Origin of the sequence: Pseudoalteromonas sp. 0303 (genome assembly GCF_013349995.1) — a bacterium.
Classification (GTDB): domain Bacteria; phylum Pseudomonadota; class Gammaproteobacteria; order Enterobacterales; family Alteromonadaceae; genus Pseudoalteromonas.
The window spans coordinates 16449-40971 of sequence record NZ_JABVXF010000037.1 but is presented as its reverse complement, the minus strand read 5'-3'; the positions used below and the strand labels follow the sequence as shown (position 1 = coordinate 40971).

Sequence of the window (24523 nt, the reverse complement as noted above, 5' to 3'; positions counted from 1 at the left end):
ATTATGAGCCCGCATATAAGCACGCAGTCTGACAAAATTAACGAAGGGTATTGTGCAATAGGAGGAGTCCATATAAGGCACTTCAGTGCCGAATCTAGACCATAACAAACACATTCACGGCTAAAGCCATACCTACAAGTACACTTTACCTAGAGCCTAGAGCCTAGAAGCTTCGGCAGAGGGAGACTATTACCCAAAAACCCACACTGCGCGGCTGATCGCTGACGGCTGAAAGCTGATAGCTCTGTGATGTGTTGGGTTTCGCTGCGCTCTACCCAACCTACGCCAGATCTCAAACTTTACCCTTTCTAACTCGCTAACTTTCCCCTTGCTAACTCCCAACTTGTAACTCACGAACTCGCTCAGCTACCGTTCATTAAATTAACTTTGCTTTGTTTATGGCTTTGATTTAGGATCAAATCAGTTTAAAAGCAAGAACTAATGGCCTGTGTCTAGATTACTTATTTGTTTATTATTATTATTTTCGAGTGCTTCAACTTTCGCTGTTGAGGTGACTAATTTATATCAAGATACTCTTAAAGTTGCAGACAAATCACGTGATGCTCGTTTGGCAGCAAGCCGTGAAGCACTGCTAAATGTGCTGGTGAAAGTGAGTGGTGATACAAGCGCAGATCAAAACCCTGTTGCTAAACAGCGCACACGTGACATTTCAGATTACATGCTCAAATTCGAATATGACGAAAAAGCAGATGGCAGTTTAAATCTGGTTGTTAAGTTTGAGGCAAATAAGATTAATGCATTAATCAAAGATCTTGGCTTGCCATTGTGGGGCACGCGTCGTCCTTTAGTGGCTATCTGGTTAGGCATTGAAGATAACTGGCGCCGTGAATTGGTTACTCAAGAGTCTTACCCGCAGCTCGAACAGCTTATATACGACAAAGCTGGTCGCCGTGGTTTACCTGTGGTTGTGCCATTACTTGATTTACAAGACCGCGCTATTGTTGGTATCCCAGAAGTGTGGGGTAATTTCTCAGAACCCGTAGAGCGTGCATCGAGTCGTTATAGTGCAGAGCGCAGTATTACTGCAAGAATGTACCAACAAGCTGATTCAGAAACCTGGATCCTAGATTGGCGTTTTACTAATGCAGAATTATTTGATACCAATCGTTTGATGGGTGATAAGCAGCAAATTGTTGCAGATATGATTGACAGTTTAGCGGGTGGTTTAGCAGCAGAATATGCCATTGATCCAACAATGATTGGCCAACTTGCGACAGCAACCTTCTATCTTAAAGGTATCAATAACTTTGTTGATATTGAATTTGCTAAACGCCGTTTAGAGAGCTTAAGTGTTGTTACTCGCGCTGTGATATCTGTACGTACGCCTGATACCGTACAATTTATAGTTAATCACACTGGCAGCATGAATGATTTTAGAAAAGCGTTAGAACTTGATAGTGCCTTTAAAGCGTATCAGGACCCGCGTGATTTTTATCAAGTGGTCAATAAAGATGAGCTTGAATATCAGTGGCAGGGGCTTTAATCGAAGTGCAAGAACCAATGCAAATGGCATTGCCAGTTACTTTGCCTGATGATGAAACATTTACTTCTTATTTTGGTGGCGAAAACTCTCTTGAAGTGAGTCACCTTAAAGATGCGTTCACAAAGCTCAGTAATAAATTTCAATATACCTACTTATGCGGTTTAGGTGATTCTGGTAAATCCCACCTATTGTACGCGACCTGTATTCATGCCCAAGAGCGCGGTTTATCAACCATGTTACTTTCAATGCGTGAAGTGATTGATTATGGTCCTGTTGTGCTTGAAGGTCTGGAAAATCTTGATGTGTTATGTATCGATGACGTGCACTTAGTGGCAGGCAACGATGCATGGGAGAAAGGATTATTTAACTTTTTTAATCGCTTTAATGAGCCGGGTAAATACCTTGTGGTCACAGCTGATTTATTACCTGACATGCTGCATATCAATCTTCCTGATTTAGTATCGCGTTTGAAGTGGGGCACAACATTACAAATTCGCTCAATGAGCGATGATGATAAAGCGGAAGCCCTCGTACGCCGTGCTCATATGCGCGGCCTTGAACTAACTGATGAATGTGCGCGCTTTTTATTAACGCGATTAAGCCGCGATATGCGTGCATTATTAGACGTTTTAGACAAACTTGACCATGCCTCAATGGCTGCACAAAGAAAATTAACAATTCCTTTTATAAAATCAACGTTAAAGCTTTAGTAGGGCTAGAATCTAGTCCTTGCTTTCAGTTATCATTAGCTATTACAAAAATCCTTCTGTGAAAGACCAGGTACTCAATGAACTTAGAAAATATTTTAGCGCAAGCACTTGAGGCAGTTGCCAGTGCGAATGAAATCGCGCAACTAGAAGATATCAGGGTTAATTACCTTGGTAAAAAAGGTGAAATCACCAGCTTACTTAAAACGCTAGGCAAGATTGCCCCTGAAGAGCGTAAAGAAGCGGGTCAAGTGATTAACCAAGCAAAACAAGAAGTACAAACAGCCATTAACGAAAAGCGTGAGTTACTAGCAAGTAAGGCTCTTGAAGAGAAACTAGCTGCAGAAACGATCGACGTAACTTTACCGGGTCGTGTTATGCCAACAGGTGGCTTACACCCAGTAACTCGTACTATTGAACGTATTGAAAGCTTTTTTGGTGAGTTAGGTTTTGCGGTTAAATCAGGTCCTGAAGTTGAAGATGATTTTCATAACTTCGATGCGCTAAATATTCCTGAGCACCACCCAGCGCGAGCTGATCACGATACTTTCTATTTCAACCCTAAGCTTGTGTTACGTACACAAACTAGTGGCGTACAAATCCGTACTATGGAAACTGAGCAGCCACCACTACGTATCATTTCACCAGGTCGTGTTTATCGTAACGATTATGACCAAACACACACGCCAATGTTCCACCAAGTGGAAGGCTTAATGGTTGATACAGATGTAAGCTTCACTGAGTTAAAAGGTATTCTGCACGACTTCTTACGTAACTTCTTTGAAGAAGATATGGAAATCCGTTTCCGTCCTTCTTACTTCCCATTTACTGAACCATCAGCTGAGGTTGATGTTATGGGTAAAAACGGCAAGTGGTTAGAGGTATTAGGCTGTGGCATGGTTCACCCTAACGTTCTTAAATCAGTGGGTATTGATCCAGAAAAATACACGGGCTTCGCATTCGGTATGGGTGTAGAGCGCTTGACTATGTTGCGTTACGGCGTAAACGACTTACGTGCATTTTTCGAAAACGATTTAAAATTCCTAAACCAGTTCCGTTAAGAGTGAAGATATAAAATGAAATTTAGTGAAAAGTGGTTAAGAGAGTGGGTTAACCCAGCAATCGACACACAGGCTCTTTCGGAACAGTTATCAATGGCTGGTCTTGAAGTTGACGGTGTTGAGCCTGCAGCAGCAGAGTTCACTGGCGTTGTTGTTGGTGAAGTTGTTGAGTGTGGTCAACACCCAGATGCTGATAAATTACGTGTAACTAAAGTAAACGTAGGTGGTGATGAGCTACTTGATATCGTGTGTGGTGCACCTAACTGTCGTCAAGGTTTAAAAGTAGCTGTTGCGACAGTTGGCGCTGTATTACCTGGCGACTTCAAAATTAAAAAAGCCAAACTTCGTGGTCAACCTTCACACGGTATGCTGTGCGCATTCGTTGAGTTAGGTATCAGCGAAGAAGGTGATGGCATCATGGAATTACCAAGTGATGCACCAATCGGTACTGATTTACGTGAGTACTTAAGCCTAGACGACAACATTATTGATGTTGACTTAACACCTAACCGTGGTGATTGCCTAGGTATTAAAGGCCTAGCGCGTGAAGTAGGCGTACTTAACAGTGTTGATGTAAACACACTTGAAATCGCACCAGTTGCTGCAACGATTGATGACAAAGTATCGATTGAGCTTGTGAATGATGAAGCGTGTCCTCGTTATTTAGGTCGTGTAATTAAAGGTATCAACCTTGATGCAGAAACACCTCTTTGGATGGTAGAGAAGCTTCGTCGCAGTGGTATTCGCTCAATTGACCCTGTTGTTGATGTAACAAACTACGTGTTATTAGAGCTAGGTCACCCAATGCACGCATTTGATTTAAATGCGATTGAAGGTGGTATTAAAGTACGTAGCGCAAACGCGGGTGAAGAGTTAGTTCTGTTAGATGGCAACACAGCTAAACTAAACGAGTCTACGCTTGTTATTGCTGATCACAACAAAGCGCTTGCTATTGCAGGTATTTTTGGTGGTGAAAAGTCTGGTGTAACGGAAGCAACTTCAGACATCTTATTAGAAAGTGCGTTCTTTAACCCTGTCGCTATTGCTGGTCAAGCACGTAGCTACGGTTTACACACTGATGCGTCACACCGTTACGAGCGTGGTGTCGATTTTGCACTGCAAAAAGATGCAATGGAACGTGCGACAGCATTACTTCTTGAGATTGTTGGCGGTGAAGCAGGCCCAGTTGTTGAAGCAGTCGCAACTGACAAATTACCAAAAGTAACAGAAGTGCGTTTACGTCGAGAGCGTTTAGACCGTGTAATTGGCCACCACATTGATGATGCAAAAGTAACTGACATCTTAACGCGTTTAGGTTTAGACGTGAAAATTGTTGATGGTGTATGGAGTGCTGACGTACCTAGCTATCGCTTTGATATTCGTATCGAAGAAGATTTAATTGAAGAAGTTGCGCGTGTTTACGGCTATAACAGTATTCCTAACGTTGCACCAACTGCTAAATTAAAAATGACTAACCATGACGAGTCTCATGTTGCGGTCACTAAATTCCGCAATACGCTTGTAACTCGTGGTTACCAAGAAGCAATTACGTACAGCTTTGTTGATCCAAAAGCACAAGCAATTTTACACCCGCAAAGTGATGCGCTTGTATTACCACACCCAATTTCTGTTGAAATGTCAGCAATGCGTGTTAGCTTAATGCCGGGTTTATTAGCGTCATTAGTTTATAATCAAAACCGTCAGCAACCACGTGTACGTTTATTTGAGCACGGCTTAAAATTCTTACGTGACGAAAATGCTGAAAACGGTGTAAACCAAGTGGCTGTCATTGGTGGTGTAATCTCTGGTCTTGCACACGGTGAACATTGGGTTCAAGAAAAGCGTAGCGTTGATTTCTATGACTTAAAAGGTGATGTTGAAGCACTTTTAGCAATTAGTAACGATTCATCACGTTTTGAGATAAAAGCAGAGCAGTCTGATGGCTTACATCCAGGCCAATCAGCCGTTATTTATGTTGATGGTAAAAAAGTAGGTTTCTTTGGTGCAGTGCACCCACAAGTGCAAAAGTCACTAGATATCAACAACACAGCATTTGTGTTTGAAATCGAAATGTCTGCACTAGAAAAAAGAAAATTACCAGAAGCAGTGGCAGTGTCGAAATTCCCGTCAAACCGCCGTGATATCGCGATTTTAGTGGAAGATCACGTAAAATCTGGCGATATTTTAAATGTCATAGAAAAAGTTGGCGGAAATCAATTGGTTGACCTAAACTTATTCGATGTGTATAAGGGCAAAGGTATTGAGCCAAATTATAAGAGTTTGGCGATTGCTCTAACACTGCAAGCGGTTGATAGAACGCTCGAAGAGAAAGATATCAATCAAGTAGTTGATAATGTGGTGGCCGCACTGGCCGAACAATTTAACGCATCGTTGAGGGACTAGATATGGCGCTTACTAAAGCCGACATAGCTGAACACCTATTTGAAAAACTCGGGATCAATAAAAAAGATGCCAAAGATTTAGTTGAAGCGTTTTTTGAAGAAATCCGCTCAGCGCTAGAAAAAGGCGAGCAGGTTAAGCTCTCTGGATTTGGTAACTTTGATCTTCGAGACAAGAAAGAACGTCCAGGCCGCAATCCGAAAACAGGTGAAGATATTCCTATTTCGGCGCGCCGAGTTGTGACTTTTAGACCAGGTCAGAAGCTAAAAACTCGTGTAGAAGTTGGCACAAGCAAAGCAAAATAAGAAAAGGCAGCGTTAGCTGCCTTTTTTATTTGTTAAGCATTTTACTTGCGAGTTATTAAAACCTAAAACCCGCGTGGTGATACGAAGCTTCCTTCTTGGATACTGTCGTAGGTTTTTTGTGCTAAATCATCTAAGCTGTCTAGGCTTTTGCCTGCGGCAGCGAGTTGATGCTCAATAGGTAAAATATCGACATCTTCATACCCTGATAATTGTGCTACACGTGCAAAGGTGTAGGCATGCTTATACTTTTCATGTTTGTAGAATAAGCTCACAAGAGTAGGGTAGATCTCAGGGTTGGGTGCTTCACCTGCTTTATTTAGCTCTAGCGTTTTGTAAAGCAAATCAATGGTTTTTTCATCATCAAACTTCACGTAGTAGCTTGCTAAGAAAAACTGCATTTCGGCATTTTCAGTTACGCGTTTATCTTGTTTTTCTTCAAGAGCGAGTAATTTAGTTAACGCAGACTGGTCGTTATTACGCGACCAATGGTAATACAATAAACCTGGGTGATCAGTATTTTTGGTATCTTGAAAAATTCGTGTCATTTCTTTGATGCTTGTTAAATGACCTTCAACACGAGATGTGGTTTTTTCTTTTAGTTTTATATGCTCAATCTTGGCGGCAAGCGACACACATTGATCGTATTTCTCAAAATCCTTTAATAATTGGTATTTGTTTTCGTCTGTTGGTGACTTATATTCAACATAACGTTGAATGATAACCTCGGCACGTTGCTCTTTACAGTGACTATCTTTATTTAAATCACTACAGAAACCAGGTGTTTCGTCGCACACTTTCGCCAGTGTAAGCGGATCTTCACAGCCTGCTAATGCCAATAAACCAAGCAACACGCTTGCTCTTAATAACATTCCTTAACCTCTACTTAATCTGTACTACTTTATTCTAGCGCAATGATTTGTTCTGTAACAGTGGAGAATCGTTCGAGTTTAAATTAGAATACCCCTGCCTGAGATGTGTTGCTCTCAAATCACAACACATTTTTTAAGGCTATCCGTTCAAAATTGTTTAATTAGGTAAAAAAAATGACCTCATCTCACGAGTTAGAATACACAAGCAGCTGGCAAGAACGTCAAGATTACGCAGAAAGTATGCAACCTATTATTGGTAGACTTTACCGTAATCGTGGTATCGAAATCGCTGTATATGGCCGTCCTCTCGTTAATGCCAGTACAATCGATATCATCAAAGCACACAAAACAGTTGCTCAGTTTGAAGGTACAAAACTACGTTTACGTGAAAGCTTCCCTTTCTTAGAAGCAATTAGCAAAATGGACTTAAACTCAGCACGTATCGATATTGGTAAACTAGCGTATGGTTATTTGTTTAACGATGCTGCGAAAGGTCGCTCAGTTGAAGAATACTTAACTGACGAACTAGCAGAAATCGCAAACTCAGAGCGCAAAGAGCCACGTGATGTTGTGTTATACGGTTTCGGTCGTATCGGTCGTTTATTAGCTCGTCTATTAATCGAAAAGTCAGGTCCTTATGCAGACCTACGTTTACGTGCAATCGTTGTACGTGGCGGTAAAGACGGCGACTTAGAAAAGCGTGCAAGCTTACTTCGCCGTGACTCTATCCACGGTCCATTCAATGGCTCAATCACAATTGATAAAGAGCGCAATGCAATTAAAGCTAACGGTAGCTACATTCAAGTTATCTATGCTAACTCTCCTAGCGAAGTTGATTACACAGCTTACGGCATCGAGAATGCACTTGTTGTTGATAACACAGGTATCTGGAAAGACGAAGCAGGCCTTGGCCAGCACTTAGAAGCAAAAGGCGCAGCAAAAGTATTATTAACTGCACCAGCTAAAGGCAACATCAAAAACATCGTATACGGTGTAAACAACCAAGATATCAAATCTGAAGATAAGATTGTGTGTGCAGCAAGCTGTACAACCAATGCTATTACCCCTACGTTAAAAGCACTTAACGATAAGTTTGGTATCAAAAACGGTCACGTTGAAACAGTTCACTCGTACACAAATGACCAAAACTTAATTGATAACTACCACAAAGCTGAGCGTCGTGGCCGTGCTGCTGCACTTAACATGGTTATCACTTCAACAGGTGCTGCAAAAGCGGTTTCTAAAGCTTTACCTGAGCTTGAAGGTAAACTAACTGGTAACGCTATCCGTGTTCCTACGCCAAACGTATCAATGGCTATCTTGAACTTAAATCTTGAAAAAGGTACAACTGTTGAAGAACTAAATGCGTTCTTACGTGAAACAGCACTTCATTCAGACCTTCGTGATCAAATCGATTACACAGCGTCTACTGAAATCGTATCGACTGACTTAGTAGGTAGCCGTTACGCAGGTGTTGTTGATTCACAAGCGACAATCGTAGATGACAACCGCGTTGTACTTTACGTTTGGTACGATAATGAGTTTGGTTATAGCTGTCAGGTAGTACGCTGTATGCGTGATATGGCTGAAGTAACTTTCCCAAGCTTACCTCGCTAATACCTAAGTTATAAAGAATCTAGAAGCCAGCATTATGCTGGCTTTTTTAGTCGTGAAAGTTTTTGCAAATTTTCAGCATGTGATAGGCTGTTAAGGGTCTACACCATATTACTAACAAAACGTTCTAACTACAGAGCGTTGACTTAATTCTTAACTAACAAGCGAATAGCTAAGAATTATTTTTAACCAATAGGTTTATAGAATGAAAATCACCAGCAATTTTGACAGTGGTAATATCAAGGTTATTGAAGCCGTTGATCCACTGAATATTCAATTAGAAATCAATAAAGACAATCAGTCTGATTTTTTCCAGTGGTTTCACTTTCGTCTTGAAACAACTGCGTTTCAAAACCATAAATTACACATTAATAACCTAGAGAACTCAGCATACCCTGATGGCTGGGAAGGTTATCATGCGGTTGCATCATACGACCGTCAAACTTGGTTCCGTGTACCATCTGAGTACGCAAACGGCACGCTATCATTCGAAGTTGAGCCTGAGTGTAGCAGCATGTACTTTGCTTACTTTGCGCCATACAGCTATGACCGCCACTTAGATTTACTAGCATGGGCACAAAGCCAGCATGCTTGTGAAATAGAAACATTAGGCGAAACCCTTGATGGCCGTGACATGAGTGTTTTACGTGTGGGTATTCCTAGCAGTGAGAAGAAAAAAATCTGGATCACGGCGCGCCAGCACCCAGGCGAAACTATGGCTGAGTGGTACGTTGAAGGTTTACTTCATAAATTACTTGATGATGAAGACCCGCATGCAGCGGCACTATTATCTAAAGCGGTATTCTACATCGTGCCAAATATGAACCCAGATGGCAGTGTGCGTGGTCACCTACGTACTAACGCTAAAGGTGTTAACTTGAACCGTGAATGGCAAACACCGAGCATGGAAAATAGCCCTGAAGTTTTCTTAGTGCTTAACAAAATGCGTGAAACGGGCCTTGATATGCACTTAGATATTCATGGTGACGAGGCAATTCCTTATAACTTTGTTGCGGGTAGTGAAGGTATCCCAGGCTACGATGATCGCTTAAAAGAGTTAGAAGATAGCTTTAAAGCTGCGCTTTTAACTGTGACGCCTGAGTTCCAAGACGAACATGGTTATCCAAAAGATGAGCCGGGCCAGGCTAACCTAACTGTCGGTTCTTCTGCTGTTGCGCATGAATTTAATGCATTAGCTTACACGGTAGAGATGCCATTTAAAGATAACGATGATTTACCAGATCCAGATTACGGCTGGTCAGATCGTCGCTCGTATCAATTTGGTCAAGATACGTTAGCGGCTATTGTTAACGTGGTTGATAAATTAAGATAACGAACCTTACGGGCATCAGCAAAACTGATGCCCGTAATTGTATCTGTTGACTGAAAAATGACGGTGTAGAGCAGGATGCATCAAATGTTAACGAGGTAGGTACATTTAGCATATTGAAAATTAACTGTTAACAAACTTAGTGGGTTTAAGTTAATATTCAATATGTTCAGCTGTGAAGTAACAAAATCTCATTTTTATTTCTCACAGTCATCGTGTCGCGCATTCTCACAAGCTCACGCTGAGTATCGTAACTAACAATAAAAAATATAATCATAGAGGATATCCATGGAAGCTTTAGTAAGCGCCGTTAATGACATAATTTGGAGTAGTGCACTCATTTATTTATGTCTAGGTGCAGGTCTGTTTTATTCCGTTTTAACCCGATTCGCACAAGTTAGACATTTTAAAGAAATGTGTAAATTATTGCTTAGCTCTAATAATTCAGATACGGGTATTTCTTCATTCCAAGCACTTGCTGTATCGTTATCAGGCCGTGTAGGTGTCGGTAATATTGCCGGGGTTGCTGCAGCAATCGGCTTTGGTGGTCCAGGGGCGATTTTTTGGATGTGGATAGTTGCGTTCCTTGGCGCAAGTACTGCGTATGCCGAGTCAACTCTTGGTCAGATTTATAAATCAGAAGAAGATGGTCAATATCGCGGCGGTCCAGCATTTTACTTCGACCGCTGCTTACAGCAAAAGTGGTTAGCCGTATTATTTGCAGTATCGGCGATTATTGCTTGTGGTGTGTTCCTTCCGGGCGTTCAAGCCAATGCGGTAGGTAATGCATTCACACAAGTCTTTGGTGAAGGCACATTAGTAAGCACCAGCTTTGGTGAAGTAGGTAGCTTTAAGCTTGTTGCGCTTGCAATCATCTTAATTGTGCTTGCATTTATCATCTTTGGTGGCATTAAACGTATCGCAAACTTCACACAAATCGTGGTGCCATTTATGGCGCTAGGTTACATCGTGTTAGCTTTAATCGTGGTGTTCTTGAACCTAGATAAAGTGCCAGGTATCTTCTCAATGATCTTATCTGATGCATTCACCGCGCAAGCAGGCTTTGGTGCTGCTATTGGTTGGGGTGTTAAACGTGGTATTTACTCAAACGAAGCAGGTCAAGGTACGGGTCCACATGCAGCATCAGCTGCTGAAGTTGATCACCCAGCTCAGCAAGGCTTAGTGCAAGCATTTTCTGTTTATGTTGATACCATTTTTGTTTGTACAGCAACTGCGTTAATGATTTTAATCACAAAACAATACAACATTGTGGGTGAGTTACCTGCAGGTCAATTCATTGTGCAAAACGTTGATGCTGCAACAGAAGTAGGCTCTGCTGCTTTCACACAAATGGCATTATTTAGCGTATTTGGTGGCTTTGGTGAAGCATTCGTTGGTATTGCTTTATTCTTCTTCGCATTTACCACAATTCTTGCTTATTACTATATTGCTGAAACGAACGTTGCTTACTTAAACCGTTATTTCAAAGGCAATATTCCACTGGTTATTGTTAAGCTTGTCATCATGTTTATGGTGGCTTACGGCATGGTAAACAGCTCTGGTTATATCTGGAATATTGGTGATATTGGCGTAGGCTTAATGGCCTGGATCAACATTGTCGGTATTTTGGCTATTTTCTTTGTCGCAAAACCTGCTCTTAACTGCTTACGTGATTACGAAGATCAAAAGAAAGCCGGTGGCGAAATCACTTTTGATCCAGTTAAATTAGGCATTAAAAATGCGACTTTCTGGGAAAAGCGTCTAGCTGAAAAGGCGAAACAGAAACAATAAATCAGGTTTTTGAGTTTTTGTAGTGAATTTAGTTGTGCAGGTTTTCGAATCTTCACAAATGAATGAAATTCAAATAAGACATCGACTCATAAAACAAGTACAATAAAGGGCGCCTAAAGGCGCCTTTTTTATGCGTAGTATGGAGAAAGATATGGCGATTATTAGTTGCCCGCAGTGTGCAAAATCAATATCTGACAAACATAAGCAATGCCCGCATTGTGAATGCCAAGTCACCGATCTAAGCAATGAGCAATTGCAGCAAATGCAAAAAGAAACGCGCATTCGTAGACAACAAAAGTTTATGAATCAGTCTTTCCTCGCACTGATTTTATTTTTAGGGGGCTTTTTCTGTTATTACTTTATGCACCCCGAAGCAAAGTCTCTTGAGTGGTATGCCTATACATCGGCAATGGCAGTAGGTTTTGTGTGGTATCTTGTAAGCCGCATCTATTTAGTTGTTTTAAAAAAGAAAAAGTAACATGAATATTGATCACATCGTTAAAAATATCACCCCAGAAGTATTTGAACGTCTTCAGTATGGTGCCTCAACGGGTAAGTGGCCTGACGGCACTCCTTTGTCTGAAGAACAAAAACAACAAACCGTTCAACTCGTGATGCTTTATCAAGCTAAAGTTTCGCAAAGCAATGAGCAGTTTACCATTGGCGCAAATGGTGAAATGGTGCAAAAGAGCAAAGCTCAATTGCAAAAAGAATTCGCATCAGAAAATGAAATAGCTAGGTTTAGTGAAAATGATCTTTAAACACCTGTTTACTCCAAAGTGGAAGCATCCTAAAAACCAAGTGCGTTTAGCTGCGGTAGAACGTCTTGATACAGAGCGTGACCTTAGCATCTTAAATAGCATTGCCCTTGAAGACAGCTCAGCTGAGATCCGCAAAAAAGCATTAAACAAAGTGAACGATATTGTTTTATGGTGGCAAGCATACAAGCAAGACCAAGCACTTAAAGACGTTGCAGAACAGCATATTAACCAAGCGGTTTTAAATACCGATAGCCAGCTAGATGCAAATATCAAAAATGAGTTTATTGAGCGTTATGCACCAGTCAAAACTCTTGAGAAGCTCGCCTTTGCAGAAAAAGAACTTCAAGTTCGTGTTAAGTTATTAAAGCGTTTAGCAAACCCAAGCTTAATTGATAAAGCTTTTAAAGAAGGCCGTGAAGAGCTGCAATTGCAACTTGTTGAGCTTGTGATTAATCATCAACTTGCTAAATCACTATTAAAGCATGCAAAAGGTGAGGCACACACACAACTGGCGACTCATCTTGACAATGAACGCTTAGCGATAGAAATGCCTGCCAAAGTAGAAGCTGATACACGTGTGGTTTTAGCAAAGCTTAATGCGCTTCGTGATAAAAATGACTTTCAGTTAGTGTCGATGCAACATGCTGAGTTATTACAGCAGTGGCAAGCTATCGAACTAAAATGGCTGAGCGATGAGCAAGTAAGCACGTTAGATAAGAAGTATTCAGCGATTACGCAAAAGCTTGAGTCTCATATTGCAGGTTTAAGTAAAGAGCATGAAGCCGCGCAGCAAGCGTTAGCTGAACAACAACGTCAGGTATTAGCACTGGCAAGCCTTGAAGCAATTGGCGAAGAAATTGAAAATGCATTGCAATTAGGCTTAGAAACGCCAGAGCAAATTCAGCAAGATTGGCTCGAGGCAAAAGTTGCAGAGGCAAAAGATGCGTTAGCAGAGTCGGACTTAGCTGATAACAAAACTGTGCGTGATGTAAAACAACATTTAACAAATTTATTTAACCAAGTTGAGCAGTTACCGCAACTGGTTAGTGCTATTGCTGAGTTTAAAGAGGCATTTGATCAATTAAACTCAGTTGCGACAACTGAAGACGAAAGCGAGTTTGACGGGCTAAAACAGCAGTTTGAGCAACAGCAAAAATTAGCGCGCAAAAAGCTGGCTAGTATTCCTAGTCGTTTACAAGGTCGCTTTAAAGCCAATTTAGCTGAAACAGTAAACCGCTGGCAGCAAGCGATGGCACCGCTGACCAATAAGTTTGAGAAAAATCAGCAAACAGCGAAGCGTAAAGCTCGTGATGTAAAACGCTTAATTGACCAAGGTCGCTTTAATGTTGCCTTTGGTGTGTTTAAAGGTTTTGAAGAGCTATACGCAACACTTACAGACTATTATAAGCAGCCATTAAATAGCTTGAAAGCTGATTTAGAAGCGCAATTAGCAGAAGCAAAAGATTGGCAAAAATACGCATCAGCGCCAAAGCGTGATGCATTACTTGTTGAAGTAAATGAACTTGTTGCAACCGAGTGCACTGACCCTAAACAACGCGCAGAGCAAGTTAAACAGTTACGACGTCGTTGGAATGAGTTAGGGCGTTTAGATACTGATGCAGAAAAGCAACAAGGCGAGTTATTCGATCAACAAATTGAATTACTGTTTGCGCCGTGTCGTGAGTATTTTGCAGAGCAGGAGCAGCAACGTGAACAAGCTAAAGCACAGCGCGTTGAAATAATCTCGCAAATGCAGCAGTTAACAGAGCTTGATACCTCTTCTGATGAGTTTGATTGGAAGCAGTTTGAAAGCAAGTTCAACCGTACCGCAAAAGCGTGGCGTTCTGCAGGTAACGTCGATCCTAAAACATACCGTGAACTACAAGCGCAATTTAAAGCTGCGCAATCACAAGTTCAAGGTCAACTTGCTGCATTTCATAAAGCAAATGCTGAGCAAAAAGCGGCACTTGTTGAGCAAGCAACACAGTTATCACAAAGCGATGATTTAGCTGCTGCTTGCCAGGAGCTAAAAGCACTTCAACAAACATGGCAGACTATTGGCTTTGCTGGAATGAAAGCTGAAAACACTTTATGGCAGCAATTCAGACGAGTTAATGACGACACCTTTGCTAAGCGCAGTGCCGAGTTTGAACAGCAAAAGCAAGTTCAGCAACAAAATGACGAAGTTGCCGCAGAGCAATTAAGTGAGCTTGAGTCTGCACTTGAGACCGTAGTGCACCTTGCACAGCTTAAAGATTTAACAGTGAAGCTTGCAGAGCTTGAGTACTCAAAAGCATTATCGGCACGCGTGACCCAGTTAGAGACCGCGATTAGCGCAAAAACAGCGCAAATCAGCAAACAAGCAGAGCAGTCTAAATTAACGGCTTTATTTGCAGCTCTTGAGAGCCACAGTGAACTGCCTTCGCAGTTCCAAGCTTCATTAATAACTAATCTAAACGCTGCGCAGCTGTTAACTCGTATCGAAATTCTAGCGGGCGTTGAATCGGCTGATAGTCAGTTACGTATGACAGAGCAAGTTGCGATGTTAGATGATAAACACCGTGGCGAGCACGCAGATGTTTATTATTACTTAAAGCAATTACTTGCAGTCAGTGAGGGTTCAGTTTCAGCTGACACACTAGCAAGGCTTAAAGCAATATTTGCAATTTAACGAATAAAACCGCTTTTTTAAGCGGTTTTTTTCCGTGTGTTTTTGAGGAAAACAATGAGAATTTTATTACTACTTACCTGTTTATTTTTAGGGGCATGTAAAAGTACAGATCAAGGGATGTCTGTTTACTCGTTTACCAATTCTGAAATTGAAGCAGCCCTTGCTAATCAATTACCAAAACTAAGTGAACAGATTAAGCTGATGGGCTTACCAGTTGATTTTGCAGTAAACGACCTGAGTGTCAATGTTGGCCCAGATAAGCGTGATGTGGTGGTTTTAGGAGCCGATTCTAGTGCTGTCATCAAAGCATTTGCGCTTAAGTATCCAGTACGTTTAAAGCTACAAATTGAAGGTAGCCCATTTTATGACAGCGAGAAAAAAGCGGTCTTTTTACGTAATGTAAAACTGGTTGATACAACAATCGACACCGCGGGTTTCAAGGGCAGTTTAAACTTATTAGATGACCAAGCAATGCAAGTGATTAACGGCTTTTTAGCGGTTAACCCTGTCTATAAGCTAAATATGAACGACCCTAAAGTCGCATTGTTGAGCAAACTACCATTAGATATGAAAGTATCTCAGGGTGAAATTATTTTAGTGCCCACACTGTAAAACTATTTGATATTTTAAAGCGGCTTCTAGCCGCTTTTTTTGTAATTGCTTGTTAAGCATGTTCAACCTTGTCATAATTGCTCGTGATATTTCGCGAATTGAGTGATGGCAATGATCAAGGAATTTTTAAACGACCCCACATTACTGCTAAATGCCGTAGGTGAAGGTATTTATGGCTTCGATTTATCGGGTAATGCAGTTTTTGTAAACCCTGCTGCGGAGCGCATGACAGGCTGGAAAGCAGACGAACTCCTTGGTAAAAAAATACACCAATATCATCACCATACTCGTAAAGATGGCTCACCATATCCTGCTGATGAATGCCAAATATATTGCACTATGTTCGATGGCAAGCACCGTCATGTAAACGATGAAGTATTCTGGCGTAAAGATGGAAGCTATTTTGCTGTTGAGTATACTTCAACGCCAGTTTATAAAAATGGTGCCTTGATTGGGGCAGTCGCGATTTTTCGCGATGTATCCAAACAACAGCAAACAGAAGTGGCGTTGCGTGATGCCTTAGCACAAGTTCAGCACTTATCTGAGCAGCTACAAGCTGAAAATGCTTACCTTATTTCAGAGTTAAATGAAGATTGGCAAGACTCTGGCTTAGTTGGGCAAAGTCATTCATTTCAAAGTATGCTCGAGCAAATTACCTTGGTAAGCCAAACCAATAGTACGGTTTTGATTTTAGGTGAAAACGGCACGGGTAAAGAGCTAGTGGCACGAAACCTTCACCGCTTGAGCAATCGTGCTGAGCAACCTTTCATAAAAGTAAACTGCGCGGCGTTTTCCGCCAACTTAATTGAGTCTGAGTTATTTGGTCATGAGAAAGGGGCGTTTACTGGCGCTAATGAACGCAGAAAAGGGCGTTTTGAACTGGCTGATAAAGGCACTTTATTTTTAGATGAAGTGGCAGAGCTGCCATTAGAGGCGCAAAGTAAATTACTGCGGGTACTACAAGAGCAAGAGTTTGAGCGCGTTGGGGGCAGTCAAACTTTAAAAGTTGATATCCGAGTGTTAGCTGCAACAAACCGTAACTTGTGGCAAATGGTTGAGCAGGGTAGCTTTCGAATGGACTTGTATTATCGCCTAAATGTCTTTCCTATTCGTGTGCCTGCGCTTCGTGAACGCAAGGAAGATATTCCACTACTTGCAGCAAATATTATTACGCAGTTAAACAAGCGCTTAGGTAAACAGTTAAAAGGGCTAAGCAAAGCAACACTCACTAAGTTAGCTAATTATGATTGGCCTGGTAATATTCGTGAGCTACAAAATATCCTAGAACGTGAAGCTATTCTGTCTAAGCAAGCTGTATTACAGCTGTCTGCACCTTTGAGTAACGAGCAATCAAATGAGCAGGTGGTTTCTCTTGATGCTGTACAAAAGCAGCATATTTGTGATGTGCTAAAACGCTGTAACGGGCAAATATCAGGTGAAAATGGTGCCGCAACCTTGCTGGGCCTGCCAGAAAGTACCCTTAGATCAAAGATGAAAAAGCTGTCAATAAAGCGCTAATTCGTGATATATCGCGAGTATTCGCGATATATCGTGCTTTTGAACGTTTAAATATAAATTTAATTATTTAATATCAATGACTTATTTTGAATTTGTGTTGGCCTGATTGTTGCTCTGTCAGGTGATTACCGACACAAAAGTAAGTAGCAAAATGAAATTTGATATTAAAGAGCAAGACTTAATCATCAAGCCCTACAACCAAGAAGGGCCAATTTATATTCGTGAGCAAAAGGGGTATTTCCAACGTATCCGCCGTTATTTAGGCTGGGTGCTAATGCTGACGTTCATCGCCATTCCGTGGATCCCCTATGATGGCCGTCAAGCTGTATTACTCGACGTAGCCAGCCAAAAATTTACTTTATTTGGCTTAACGCTATTACCACAAGATTTTATGATCTTAGCCATGTTATTTATGACAGGGGCGTTTGCTTTGTTTTTCGTCACTAACTGGTTAGGTCGTGTCTGGTGTGGTTACACTTGCCCACAAACAATTTGGATGCTGATGTTTACTTGGGTCGAACATAAAGTGGAAGGTAACCGTAATCAGCGTATTAAACTTGATAAAGCTGATTGGTCAGTGAGTAAATGGCAAAAGAAAATCACTAAGCATGCAGCTTGGCTGGTTATCTCTTTGCTTACATCTATGTCATTTATGGCTTATTTCATCCCCGCTAAGTCTTTATACATGAGTTTATTTACCTTAGAAATGTCTGGGATCGTCAGCTTTTGGGTATTCCTGTTCGCTTTTTGTACCTATGGTAATGCGGGCTTTCTACGCGAAAAAATGTGTACTGTCGCATGCCCTTATTCACGTTTTCAATCAGTAATGTTTGATAAAGACACGTTAGTTGTTACCTACGATCAAGCGCGAGGGGAGTCTCGTGGTGCGCGTAAACGTAAAGCCGACCCTAAAGAGTTAGGCTTAGGTGACTGCGTAGACTGTAACCTATGTGTTGAAGTATGCCCAGCCGGTATCGATATTCGTAATGGCTTGCAGTATGAATGCATAAACTGTGGCTTATGTATTGATGCGTGCGATAGCACTATGGAAAAATTCAACTATCAAAAAGGCCTTATCAAGTACGCCTCTGAAAAACAAATGGAAGGCAAAACGACCAATCCATTTAGGTTAAAACTGCTTGGCTATGGTGGTTTAACAGCGCTGTTTGTCGTTGGCATGGTTGTGTGGATGGCAATGCGTACACCTATTGAGGCTTCTGTCATTCGTGACCGTAATGCCCTGTACCGCGTTAATTTTGAAGGCTTAGTAGAAAACCCATATACCTTATCAATTATCAACAAAACACAGCATAGCTTGAACTATTCAATCGGAATCAGTGGTATTGAAGAAGCAAGCTTACAAGTGCCTGAAACGATAACTGTTGAGGCAGGTCAGATGAAGCGTGTGCCTGTCACTGTGGTTGCAGATGGCTACGAGCTGAAATCAAAAGTAACGCCTATCAGCTTTCACATTCAAGCATTAGAAGATGCTGATATCGCAATAACTAAAGAAACTAAGTTTTACCGAGATTAACCTCAATCACGGCTCTAGAAACGAAGATGGCTTGTTTTTAACAAGCCATTTCTGCAAATTCGAGCTGCTTAAGCACATAAGCCTTAGCGCTGTCTAAATCATCAAATAAACAGTCCATTATTTGAATCGGTGATTGCGCTTGCGCAATAATGCGTTTCATCTGATTAAGCACAATAGACGAGCTAAACATATAAGCGGTGGCTATACAGTTAGTGCCTTGCAGGGCACGAAATAATTGGGTAAAACCACGTTCTGCATCAGGGGTGGTAGCAAGTAATTGGGTAGAATGACTAATATACGCCCACGGCTTTCCAGCTAAAGCAGAAATATGCTTTTTTAAATCGACTGCAAAGTCATTGACTAAACGTGCGTTAATATTACCAGAAAATTGTCCAATAATAATTGGACCATCGGTGATGATACTGACACTGCCATAGTGATTCTTAAATTCCAATTTGCTTCCCTTTTGAATTAAAAAGAGCGCGAATTTTATACAATTCTATGTATGTGTCTAGTTATTTAGTATACAAATTCCAAAAAACATAACTTTTTCATTAAATTTGTATATATGTAGATTTTATCTAGCTATTTAGGTTTGAGGTGAATAAATCATTCACCTCAGATTTAAAATATAACTAACTATTCGTTAACAATATAGTTCAATGCACCGGTAATTGAGGCTACTTGTGCATCAATACAAATTGCGTCATTGGCCTGTGGGCTATCAGGGTAAACCTCTGTTGTTGTAACATATTCTGCATCGGTTAAGCCCATACATAACCCCAGCTTTTTCGCTTGGTAATTAATCACACCAAATTGAGTTTGTGGTACACCAATCAACTGGTTATTCTCATCACTTGGTGCGATGTGGGTTACTTTCTCAACTGATTTTATAATCGCTGTTTGAAATGCTTCATGCGGGCGCTCACTATCAGCGACAAGATAAAAGCCATCCGGGATGTTCCAGTTATCGTGGGTCGTTGCATCACGTGCTGCTAGCGCAGGGCGAAACTCACTATTATCAGTGTCTGTCGTTTCGTGTAGGTCAATATGCACATAAGGTGCAATAGCGTTGTCGGCTAAATACTGCATGATTGCTGCAGACTCTTCAGCCGGGCTATCTGCATAGAAAGAGCGATTTGGATCAGTGGCATTTGGATTCCAGCGGTTAATCGTTTCATAACCCCATGGGCTGATACACGGAGCCACTAAAATATTAAAATCAGCAAAGTAGTCTTTGGCACTTCTCTTAGCAAACGCTAAAGCACCATGCACACCACTTGTTTCGTAACCATGAACACCACCGGTAACCAGCACAACAGGTTTATCAGCTTGCCACTGCTTGCTCTTTAAAATGTAAAGTGGGTATTTGTCGCTGTCGTAACTTAATGCGCCATATTGCTCAATATTGAAATCGCTTGATAAAGAGTCTAGTTGCGATACAACATCATCTAAATAGCTACGCTTTACTGACTGTAATTCAAACCATGCTTTCTTATCTTCTTCGTTCCACGGCTTACCTGGGGTTCCAATAGGGTAACTCATAAAATACCTTGTTGTGACTTGCTGCAAAACGCCAAGCTTATCTAAGCTGTTAAGCTGCTGCAACTAGATAAGCTCAGTAGTAAAGTTACCTTGCTCGTACAGCTTTGCATGATGGTGCTTATGGGTCTCAAATAAGTATTTACGCAGTGCATCTTCACCCTGACACACTTGCATTATTTTTCCGGCAATTCCTTTACTGGTCGTTCGTATTGGCTTCACACTAAGAATAATGTGATCTTCAGTAGGTAAATTAAATGCCAACAGTATCTCTTTATTAAGATCGGGTGATTGACGCTTTGGCTTAAGTAACACGCCCGTACTTGATAAAGACAATATTTGAAATTGTTCGGTGTGTATTTCAAGATCTGGCGTACGCCAGCTGCGTTCGATACCTTTGGTATCTATTACTTCTGGTGCGCTAAGTACAGGGAACAGTTGGCCATTCTCGTCCTTGCTAAATTCAAGCGGAAACCACAACTGATAAATCCCTACTTCAGCCAGTAGTGTCAGTTTGGCATTGGTAAGTAAACCATTTAATTTATCAGGCAAATTAAGCCTAACAGACATTTTTGTATCGGTTGGATCGCTATCAGTCCGTTCAGCCTCGAATAAACGGTTGAAAAAAGAGAGTTCTTGTTCGGATAAATGTGCCATATAAAGCTCCTTTTAAAGCACGCTTACTTATATGTATCATAAATTGTTCAAATTATGCACGTATAATGAGCATTAATTGTGCCAGCTGCTTTGTGATTTCTTTTGCGGCGTATTTCACTTACACTGATAAAAAAACTAACAAGGATTTTATTTTGTCGAGCCTGACTGGTGTAAATAAAAGTTTAGTGATATTTGCTGCTTTAGTCGTTGTTTTAGCGGGTATTAAAGCTGCAAGTGTGATTGTTATCCCATTTGTGTTGGCAGCCTTTATTGCCATTATTTGTAATCCCTTAATTCGTTTCTTTGCTAAATACGGTATCCCTAAAGGGATTGCCGTTGTGTTTGTTATGTTGATGATTGTTGGTGTAGGGATAAGCCTTGCCGGGTTGGTTGGGCAATCGATGACAGATTTCTCTGAAAAGCTGCCTGAGTACAAAGCACAACTAAAAGAAGAGTTTGTCTGGGTGGTTAATGTTGCAGCGAGTTATAACATCCTGATTGATAAAGAACAGATTATTTCTTTATTCGATCCGGGCAAAATGATTGATGTTGCAACCAACATGCTCACAGGCCTTGGTGGCGTGATGGCGAATTTGTTTTTGATTATCCTAACCGTGGTGTTCATGTTGTTTGAAGGACCTATGCTGAGTAAAAAAGTGCATTTAGCACTGGACGATCCTGAAATGAAAATGCAGCAGGTTGACCGATTCTTAGATTCAATTAATTCTTATCTGGCTATTAAAACGCTGGTTAGCTTAGGCACAGGTATGCTTGCAGGCTTTATGCTTTGGGCTCTTGATGTTGATTATTTTATACTTTGGGCTGTAGTGGCCTTTATGCTTAACTACATTCCTAATATTGGCTCTATCATTGCCGCTGTGCCTCCAGTGTTACTCGCTTTGATCACTCAAGGCCCACTGGTTGCAGGGTTTATTGCTGGTGGCTATTTAGTTATAAACACGGTGATGGGTAATATCGTCGAGCCGCGTTTTATGGGTAAAGGGCTGGGTTTATCGACGCTAGTGGTGTTTTTATCCTTGATTTTCTGGGGCTGGCTGATGGGGACCGTGGGTATGCTGTTATCAGTTCCATTGACCATGATAGTTAAAATAGCCTTAGAGACTAGTCAAGAAGGGCGATGGCTTGCTACCTTGCTTGGCAATGGCGAAGAGCTAAAACTTGAAGATTAAAAAGGCGCTTAAGCGCCTTTTTTACTTTTCGATATGTTCAACAGTTATCACTTTAGAGGTCGCTGTAAAACCTGCACATGGTTTTTTAGGATCTCAATTTCACATTGCTTGTAAGCAATAGCGGCTTTCGTACCATTTGGCATTTTTTGTAAATAACGCCAACGACAGCTGTCTTCTAAATAACGCTCTTGGTTCTTGATGCTGCGATTAAAAATTGGTAGCAATTGGCTGTTACCAGTATCTTCTTTAATTTTCTCAAGATCCATAGTGAGCTTATTAATCCACATCTTTTGGTCACGCTGAATATCGGCGATAACTTGATCTAGACATTGAATATAGCGTTTTGTGTCATCGGTATTGTTGCTCGCAAGCTCACACGTTTGCTCTGCTTGAGCATGTGATGCACTTGCAATTAAAGCTAAAAAGCTGCCTTTTACGAGTATTGATGTTTTATTTTTTATCATGGTAATTAAACTCTAATATAAACTCAGCACCGGCTAGTTTCTCTGCGTCTTTAATGGTTAATGTGCCATTATACGAGTTGACTAAATCCGACACGATAGCCATGCCGACACCATGGCCGCTTTCGTAGGTATCGAGTCTGGTACCGCGAGTTAGTAATGATTCACGCTTGTGCTCAGGTACACCTGGGCCATCATCACTTATACTGAGCGTTAACTTTTTGTTCTGCTTAACCTTTATATCGACCTGTGAACGGCAAGCTTTACAGGCATTATCGATTAAATTACCAAGTAGTTCCATCAAATCTGTTTTATCACCTAAGAAATAGTCTTTTTCGCTGACCTCTGAGGTAAAAATAATATCTTTGTCGCGATAAACCTTGCTCATCGCGCTTAAGATTGAATCAATAACAGGCTTGATATGAGTTTGTTTCTTCCAGGTGTCAGACGCACCTGTTGCAGCGCGCTTTAACTGGTGTTCGATCATCACATTAATACGGTCCAGCTGCTCTTGTGCATCCGCATCATTGGCCAATGGGCTAGATTTAAGCACTGCCAAAGGTGTTTTTAATGCATGAGCAAGGTCGCTTAATGACGCGCGATAACGTTCTTTTTGGCGCTGCTGCGATTCAAGCAATAAGTTTAAATCGGCTTTAATAGTTTGTAGTTCAACCGGGTAAAGACCTTTAATTTGTTGGTTATCACCCGACTCAATGGCTTTTATTTCTTTGTCGAGTCGTTGCAGTGGCCTTGCACTCCAAACAAAACCGATTGCCATTAGCGCAGCAATGGCCACACCCATGACATACATCCAATTTACGAGTGTTTGCTTAAAGCCATCCATCAGCCTCAGTAGGGCATCATTACGCTTTAATAGAATAAAACGTGCATGCTCTGATTGGTCAATGTTTTCTAAAATAACGGTAAGCGTTAACTGCCAGTACACGGTATTGTTGTATTCAACACGGCGAAAATCAGCAGAGCCTGCAGGGGCTTCAAAGTTATCAGGAATAAAGTTGATATTGGTCGCCGATTCGGAGTACCAAACCGGCAAGTCACCGCGATAAACCATCGCATAGGTGTCTGAGTTTAATCTGTTTAGCTCTGGCGTTAAGATAGTACTTGGCATAACGATGCCGCGTTCAGTGAAATCGACTTCAGAGATTAATGAATATAAGTGAGCTTCGAGGGTTTTTTCGGTCGCTTCGACCAAAGAGGCGTAGTAAGCCTTACCAATTGAGAAAAACAGAATTGGTAGGGCGACTAATAAAACAAAGACAAGGATAAATCCTTGCCTTACTTTAAGCGGTATTTGCGATGCTACCACTGACTTTTTAGCCTATAACCACGGCCGCGTAATGTTTCAACTGGGTTTAGGGTACCATCAGGGTCAAGCTTCTTACGTAAACGCAATACGAAAACTTCAATCACGTTTGAATCAAGGTCGAAGTCTTGGTCGTAAATGTGCTCTGTTAATTCAGATTTAGAAATTACCTTTTGTGGATTAACCATTAGGTATTCTAAAACTTTGTATTCGTATGCTGTTAAGCTAAGTTCTTTATCGTTTACCCATACTTGCTGTGAGCGAGTATGAATTTTAATAGGGCCAGCTGTCATTTCTGGGTTTGCTTTACCTGCGCTGCGGCGGATAAGTGCATTACAGCGGGCAATTAGCTCTTCAACGTGGAAAGGTTTAGTTAGGTAGTCATCTGCACCAGCATCTAAGCCTTCTACTTTATCTTGCCAACGGTCACGTGCCGTTAAAATCAAAATAGGAATAGTAATACCTTGTGCACGTGCTTTGGTAATTAATTCAATACCATCTACTTTAGGTAAGCCTAAATCGACTACCGCCATATCTAGCGGGTATTCGGTAATATGGAATAAACCAGCTTCACCATCGTGACAAAGGTCAACGCTGTAACGCTCTTTTTCTAGGGCATTACGAAGGTTATCTGCTAAGTGTAAATCATCTTCAATAACTAAAATTCGCATT

General features: G+C 41.2%; 22 protein-coding genes. 15 read left to right on the top strand and 7 right to left on the bottom strand.

Features of this window, described 5'->3' with window-relative positions; all coding sequences use genetic code 11:
- Positions 1-448: 448 nt before the first annotated feature.
- The 5 genes from HUS62_RS18770 (at position 449) to ihfA (ending at position 5977) form a co-directional block, all read left to right on the top strand.
- Positions 449-1504, top strand: coding sequence for a DUF2066 domain-containing protein (locus HUS62_RS18770; protein ID WP_062565108.1), 1056 nt, complete (start codon positions 449-451; stop codon positions 1502-1504).
- Positions 1504-2214: a DnaA regulatory inactivator Hda gene (gene hda / locus HUS62_RS18765; protein ID WP_171037157.1), complete on the top strand. Its 711-nt coding sequence runs from the start codon at positions 1504-1506 to the stop codon at positions 2212-2214. Before HUS62_RS18770 ends, hda begins: the two co-directional genes overlap by 1 nt.
- Positions 2215-2291: 77 nt before the next feature.
- Complete coding sequence (gene pheS, locus HUS62_RS18760) at positions 2292-3272, top strand: phenylalanine--tRNA ligase subunit alpha (RefSeq protein ID WP_054552893.1); 981 nt, start codon at positions 2292-2294, stop codon at positions 3270-3272.
- 15 nt (positions 3273-3287) lie between these two features.
- The gene (gene pheT, locus HUS62_RS18755) at positions 3288-5675 is read left to right on the top strand and encodes a phenylalanine--tRNA ligase subunit beta (RefSeq protein WP_055021159.1); all 2388 of its coding nucleotides are present in this window, start codon (positions 3288-3290) and stop codon (positions 5673-5675) included.
- Between the two features lie 2 nt (positions 5676-5677).
- Entirely contained in the window at positions 5678-5977 is a 300-nt protein-coding gene (gene ihfA, locus HUS62_RS18750) for an integration host factor subunit alpha (protein ID WP_002960690.1), read from the top strand.
- A 62-nt stretch (positions 5978-6039) separates the two neighbouring features.
- Here the strand turns inward: ihfA and HUS62_RS18745 are convergent, their stop codons facing one another.
- Entirely contained in the window at positions 6040-6846 is an 807-nt protein-coding gene (locus HUS62_RS18745) for a DUF2989 domain-containing protein (protein WP_175080760.1), read from the bottom strand.
- Positions 6847-7020: 174 nt separating this feature from the next.
- On the opposite strand from HUS62_RS18745, the gene HUS62_RS18740 reads away from it, so the two are divergent.
- The 9 genes from HUS62_RS18740 (at position 7021) to ccoG (ending at position 18677) form a co-directional block, all read left to right on the top strand.
- Positions 7021-8463: a glyceraldehyde-3-phosphate dehydrogenase gene (locus tag HUS62_RS18740; RefSeq protein ID WP_054561210.1), complete on the top strand. Its 1443-nt coding sequence runs from the start codon at positions 7021-7023 to the stop codon at positions 8461-8463.
- Positions 8464-8665: 202 nt separating this feature from the next.
- Positions 8666-9793: a carboxypeptidase family protein gene (locus HUS62_RS18735; protein ID WP_175080759.1), complete on the top strand. Its 1128-nt coding sequence runs from the start codon at positions 8666-8668 to the stop codon at positions 9791-9793.
- Positions 9794-10078: 285 nt separating this feature from the next.
- Positions 10079-11581, top strand: coding sequence for a sodium:alanine symporter family protein (locus tag HUS62_RS18730; RefSeq protein WP_054561212.1), 1503 nt, complete (start codon positions 10079-10081; stop codon positions 11579-11581).
- A 151-nt stretch (positions 11582-11732) separates the two neighbouring features.
- Complete coding sequence (locus HUS62_RS18725; protein WP_054553080.1) at positions 11733-12059, top strand: hypothetical protein; 327 nt, start codon at positions 11733-11735, stop codon at positions 12057-12059.
- A 1-nt stretch (position 12060) separates the two neighbouring features.
- Positions 12061-12342, top strand: a complete 282-nt coding sequence (locus HUS62_RS18720) for a YeaC family protein (RefSeq protein ID WP_054561213.1) — start codon at positions 12061-12063, stop codon at positions 12340-12342.
- Positions 12332-15013 (top strand): DUF349 domain-containing protein, encoded by a 2682-nt coding sequence (locus HUS62_RS18715; protein WP_175080758.1) that lies wholly within the window; start codon positions 12332-12334, stop codon positions 15011-15013. The genes HUS62_RS18720 and HUS62_RS18715 overlap by 11 nt, the downstream gene beginning before the upstream one ends.
- A 54-nt stretch (positions 15014-15067) precedes the next feature.
- Positions 15068-15625, top strand: coding sequence for a DUF1439 domain-containing protein (locus HUS62_RS18710; RefSeq protein ID WP_054561215.1), 558 nt, complete (start codon positions 15068-15070; stop codon positions 15623-15625).
- Positions 15626-15736: 111 nt separating this feature from the next.
- Positions 15737-17143, top strand: a complete 1407-nt coding sequence (locus HUS62_RS18705; protein WP_175080757.1) for a sigma-54-dependent Fis family transcriptional regulator — start codon at positions 15737-15739, stop codon at positions 17141-17143.
- 151 nt (positions 17144-17294) lie between these two features.
- Positions 17295-18677, top strand: a complete 1383-nt coding sequence (gene ccoG, locus HUS62_RS18700) for a cytochrome c oxidase accessory protein CcoG (protein WP_175080756.1) — start codon at positions 17295-17297, stop codon at positions 18675-18677.
- 37 nt (positions 18678-18714) lie between these two features.
- Here the strand turns inward: ccoG and HUS62_RS18695 are convergent, their stop codons facing one another.
- The 3 genes from HUS62_RS18695 to HUS62_RS18685 form a co-directional block, all read right to left on the bottom strand.
- Positions 18715-19131, bottom strand: coding sequence for a hypothetical protein (locus HUS62_RS18695; protein WP_175080755.1), 417 nt, complete (start codon positions 19129-19131; stop codon positions 18715-18717).
- A gap of 185 nt (positions 19132-19316) precedes the next feature.
- Positions 19317-20222: a M14 family metallocarboxypeptidase gene (locus HUS62_RS18690; RefSeq protein ID WP_175080754.1), complete on the bottom strand. Its 906-nt coding sequence runs from the start codon at positions 20220-20222 to the stop codon at positions 19317-19319.
- A 63-nt stretch (positions 20223-20285) separates the two neighbouring features.
- On the bottom strand, positions 20286-20876 hold the full coding sequence (locus HUS62_RS18685) for a hypothetical protein (RefSeq protein ID WP_175080753.1): 591 nt from the start codon (positions 20874-20876) through the stop codon (positions 20286-20288).
- 152 nt (positions 20877-21028) lie between these two features.
- On the opposite strand from HUS62_RS18685, the gene HUS62_RS18680 reads away from it, so the two are divergent.
- On the top strand, positions 21029-22066 hold the full coding sequence (locus tag HUS62_RS18680) for an AI-2E family transporter (protein ID WP_058584824.1): 1038 nt from the start codon (positions 21029-21031) through the stop codon (positions 22064-22066).
- A gap of 47 nt (positions 22067-22113) precedes the next feature.
- On the opposite strand, the gene HUS62_RS18675 is transcribed toward HUS62_RS18680, so the two are convergent.
- Genes HUS62_RS18675 through HUS62_RS18665 form a run of 3 tightly spaced genes read right to left on the bottom strand, consistent with a single transcriptional unit; the run spans position 22114 to position 24522 of the window.
- Positions 22114-22530: a hypothetical protein gene (locus tag HUS62_RS18675; protein ID WP_062565116.1), complete on the bottom strand. Its 417-nt coding sequence runs from the start codon at positions 22528-22530 to the stop codon at positions 22114-22116.
- Complete coding sequence (locus HUS62_RS18670; protein WP_058584761.1) at positions 22517-23854, bottom strand: ATP-binding protein; 1338 nt, start codon at positions 23852-23854, stop codon at positions 22517-22519. The genes HUS62_RS18675 and HUS62_RS18670 overlap by 14 nt, the downstream gene beginning before the upstream one ends.
- Positions 23848-24522 (bottom strand): response regulator transcription factor, encoded by a 675-nt coding sequence (locus tag HUS62_RS18665; protein ID WP_054552907.1) that lies wholly within the window; start codon positions 24520-24522, stop codon positions 23848-23850. The genes HUS62_RS18670 and HUS62_RS18665 overlap by 7 nt, the downstream gene beginning before the upstream one ends.
- Between the last annotated feature and the right edge of the window lies 1 nt (position 24523).

What these genes read in the sequence shown, in the direction of transcription:
- pheS (WP_054552893.1), top strand. Translation starts at nt 2,292, where the DNA reads ATGAACTTAGAAAATATTTTAGCGCAAGCACTTGAGGCAGTTGCCAGT.
- pheT (WP_055021159.1), top strand. Translation starts at nt 3,288, where the DNA reads ATGAAATTTAGTGAAAAGTGGTTAAGAGAGTGGGTTAACCCAGCAATC.
- ihfA (WP_002960690.1), top strand. Translation starts at nt 5,678, where the DNA reads ATGGCGCTTACTAAAGCCGACATAGCTGAACACCTATTTGAAAAACTC.
- HUS62_RS18745 (WP_175080760.1), bottom strand. Translation starts at nt 6,846, where the DNA reads ATGTTATTAAGAGCAAGCGTGTTGCTTGGTTTATTGGCATTAGCAGGC.
- HUS62_RS18740 (WP_054561210.1), top strand. Translation starts at nt 7,021, where the DNA reads ATGACCTCATCTCACGAGTTAGAATACACAAGCAGCTGGCAAGAACGT.
- HUS62_RS18735 (WP_175080759.1), top strand. Translation starts at nt 8,666, where the DNA reads ATGAAAATCACCAGCAATTTTGACAGTGGTAATATCAAGGTTATTGAA.
- HUS62_RS18730 (WP_054561212.1), top strand. Translation starts at nt 10,079, where the DNA reads ATGGAAGCTTTAGTAAGCGCCGTTAATGACATAATTTGGAGTAGTGCA.
- HUS62_RS18725 (WP_054553080.1), top strand. Translation starts at nt 11,733, where the DNA reads ATGGCGATTATTAGTTGCCCGCAGTGTGCAAAATCAATATCTGACAAA.
- HUS62_RS18720 (WP_054561213.1), top strand. Translation starts at nt 12,061, where the DNA reads ATGAATATTGATCACATCGTTAAAAATATCACCCCAGAAGTATTTGAA.
- HUS62_RS18715 (WP_175080758.1), top strand. Translation starts at nt 12,332, where the DNA reads ATGATCTTTAAACACCTGTTTACTCCAAAGTGGAAGCATCCTAAAAAC.
- HUS62_RS18710 (WP_054561215.1), top strand. Translation starts at nt 15,068, where the DNA reads ATGAGAATTTTATTACTACTTACCTGTTTATTTTTAGGGGCATGTAAA.
- HUS62_RS18705 (WP_175080757.1), top strand. Translation starts at nt 15,737, where the DNA reads ATGATCAAGGAATTTTTAAACGACCCCACATTACTGCTAAATGCCGTA.
- ccoG (WP_175080756.1), top strand. Translation starts at nt 17,295, where the DNA reads ATGAAATTTGATATTAAAGAGCAAGACTTAATCATCAAGCCCTACAAC.
- HUS62_RS18690 (WP_175080754.1), bottom strand. Translation starts at nt 20,222, where the DNA reads ATGAGTTACCCTATTGGAACCCCAGGTAAGCCGTGGAACGAAGAAGAT.
- HUS62_RS18685 (WP_175080753.1), bottom strand. Translation starts at nt 20,876, where the DNA reads ATGGCACATTTATCCGAACAAGAACTCTCTTTTTTCAACCGTTTATTC.
- HUS62_RS18675 (WP_062565116.1), bottom strand. Translation starts at nt 22,530, where the DNA reads ATGATAAAAAATAAAACATCAATACTCGTAAAAGGCAGCTTTTTAGCT.
- HUS62_RS18665 (WP_054552907.1), bottom strand. Translation starts at nt 24,522, where the DNA reads ATGCGAATTTTAGTTATTGAAGATGATTTACACTTAGCAGATAACCTT.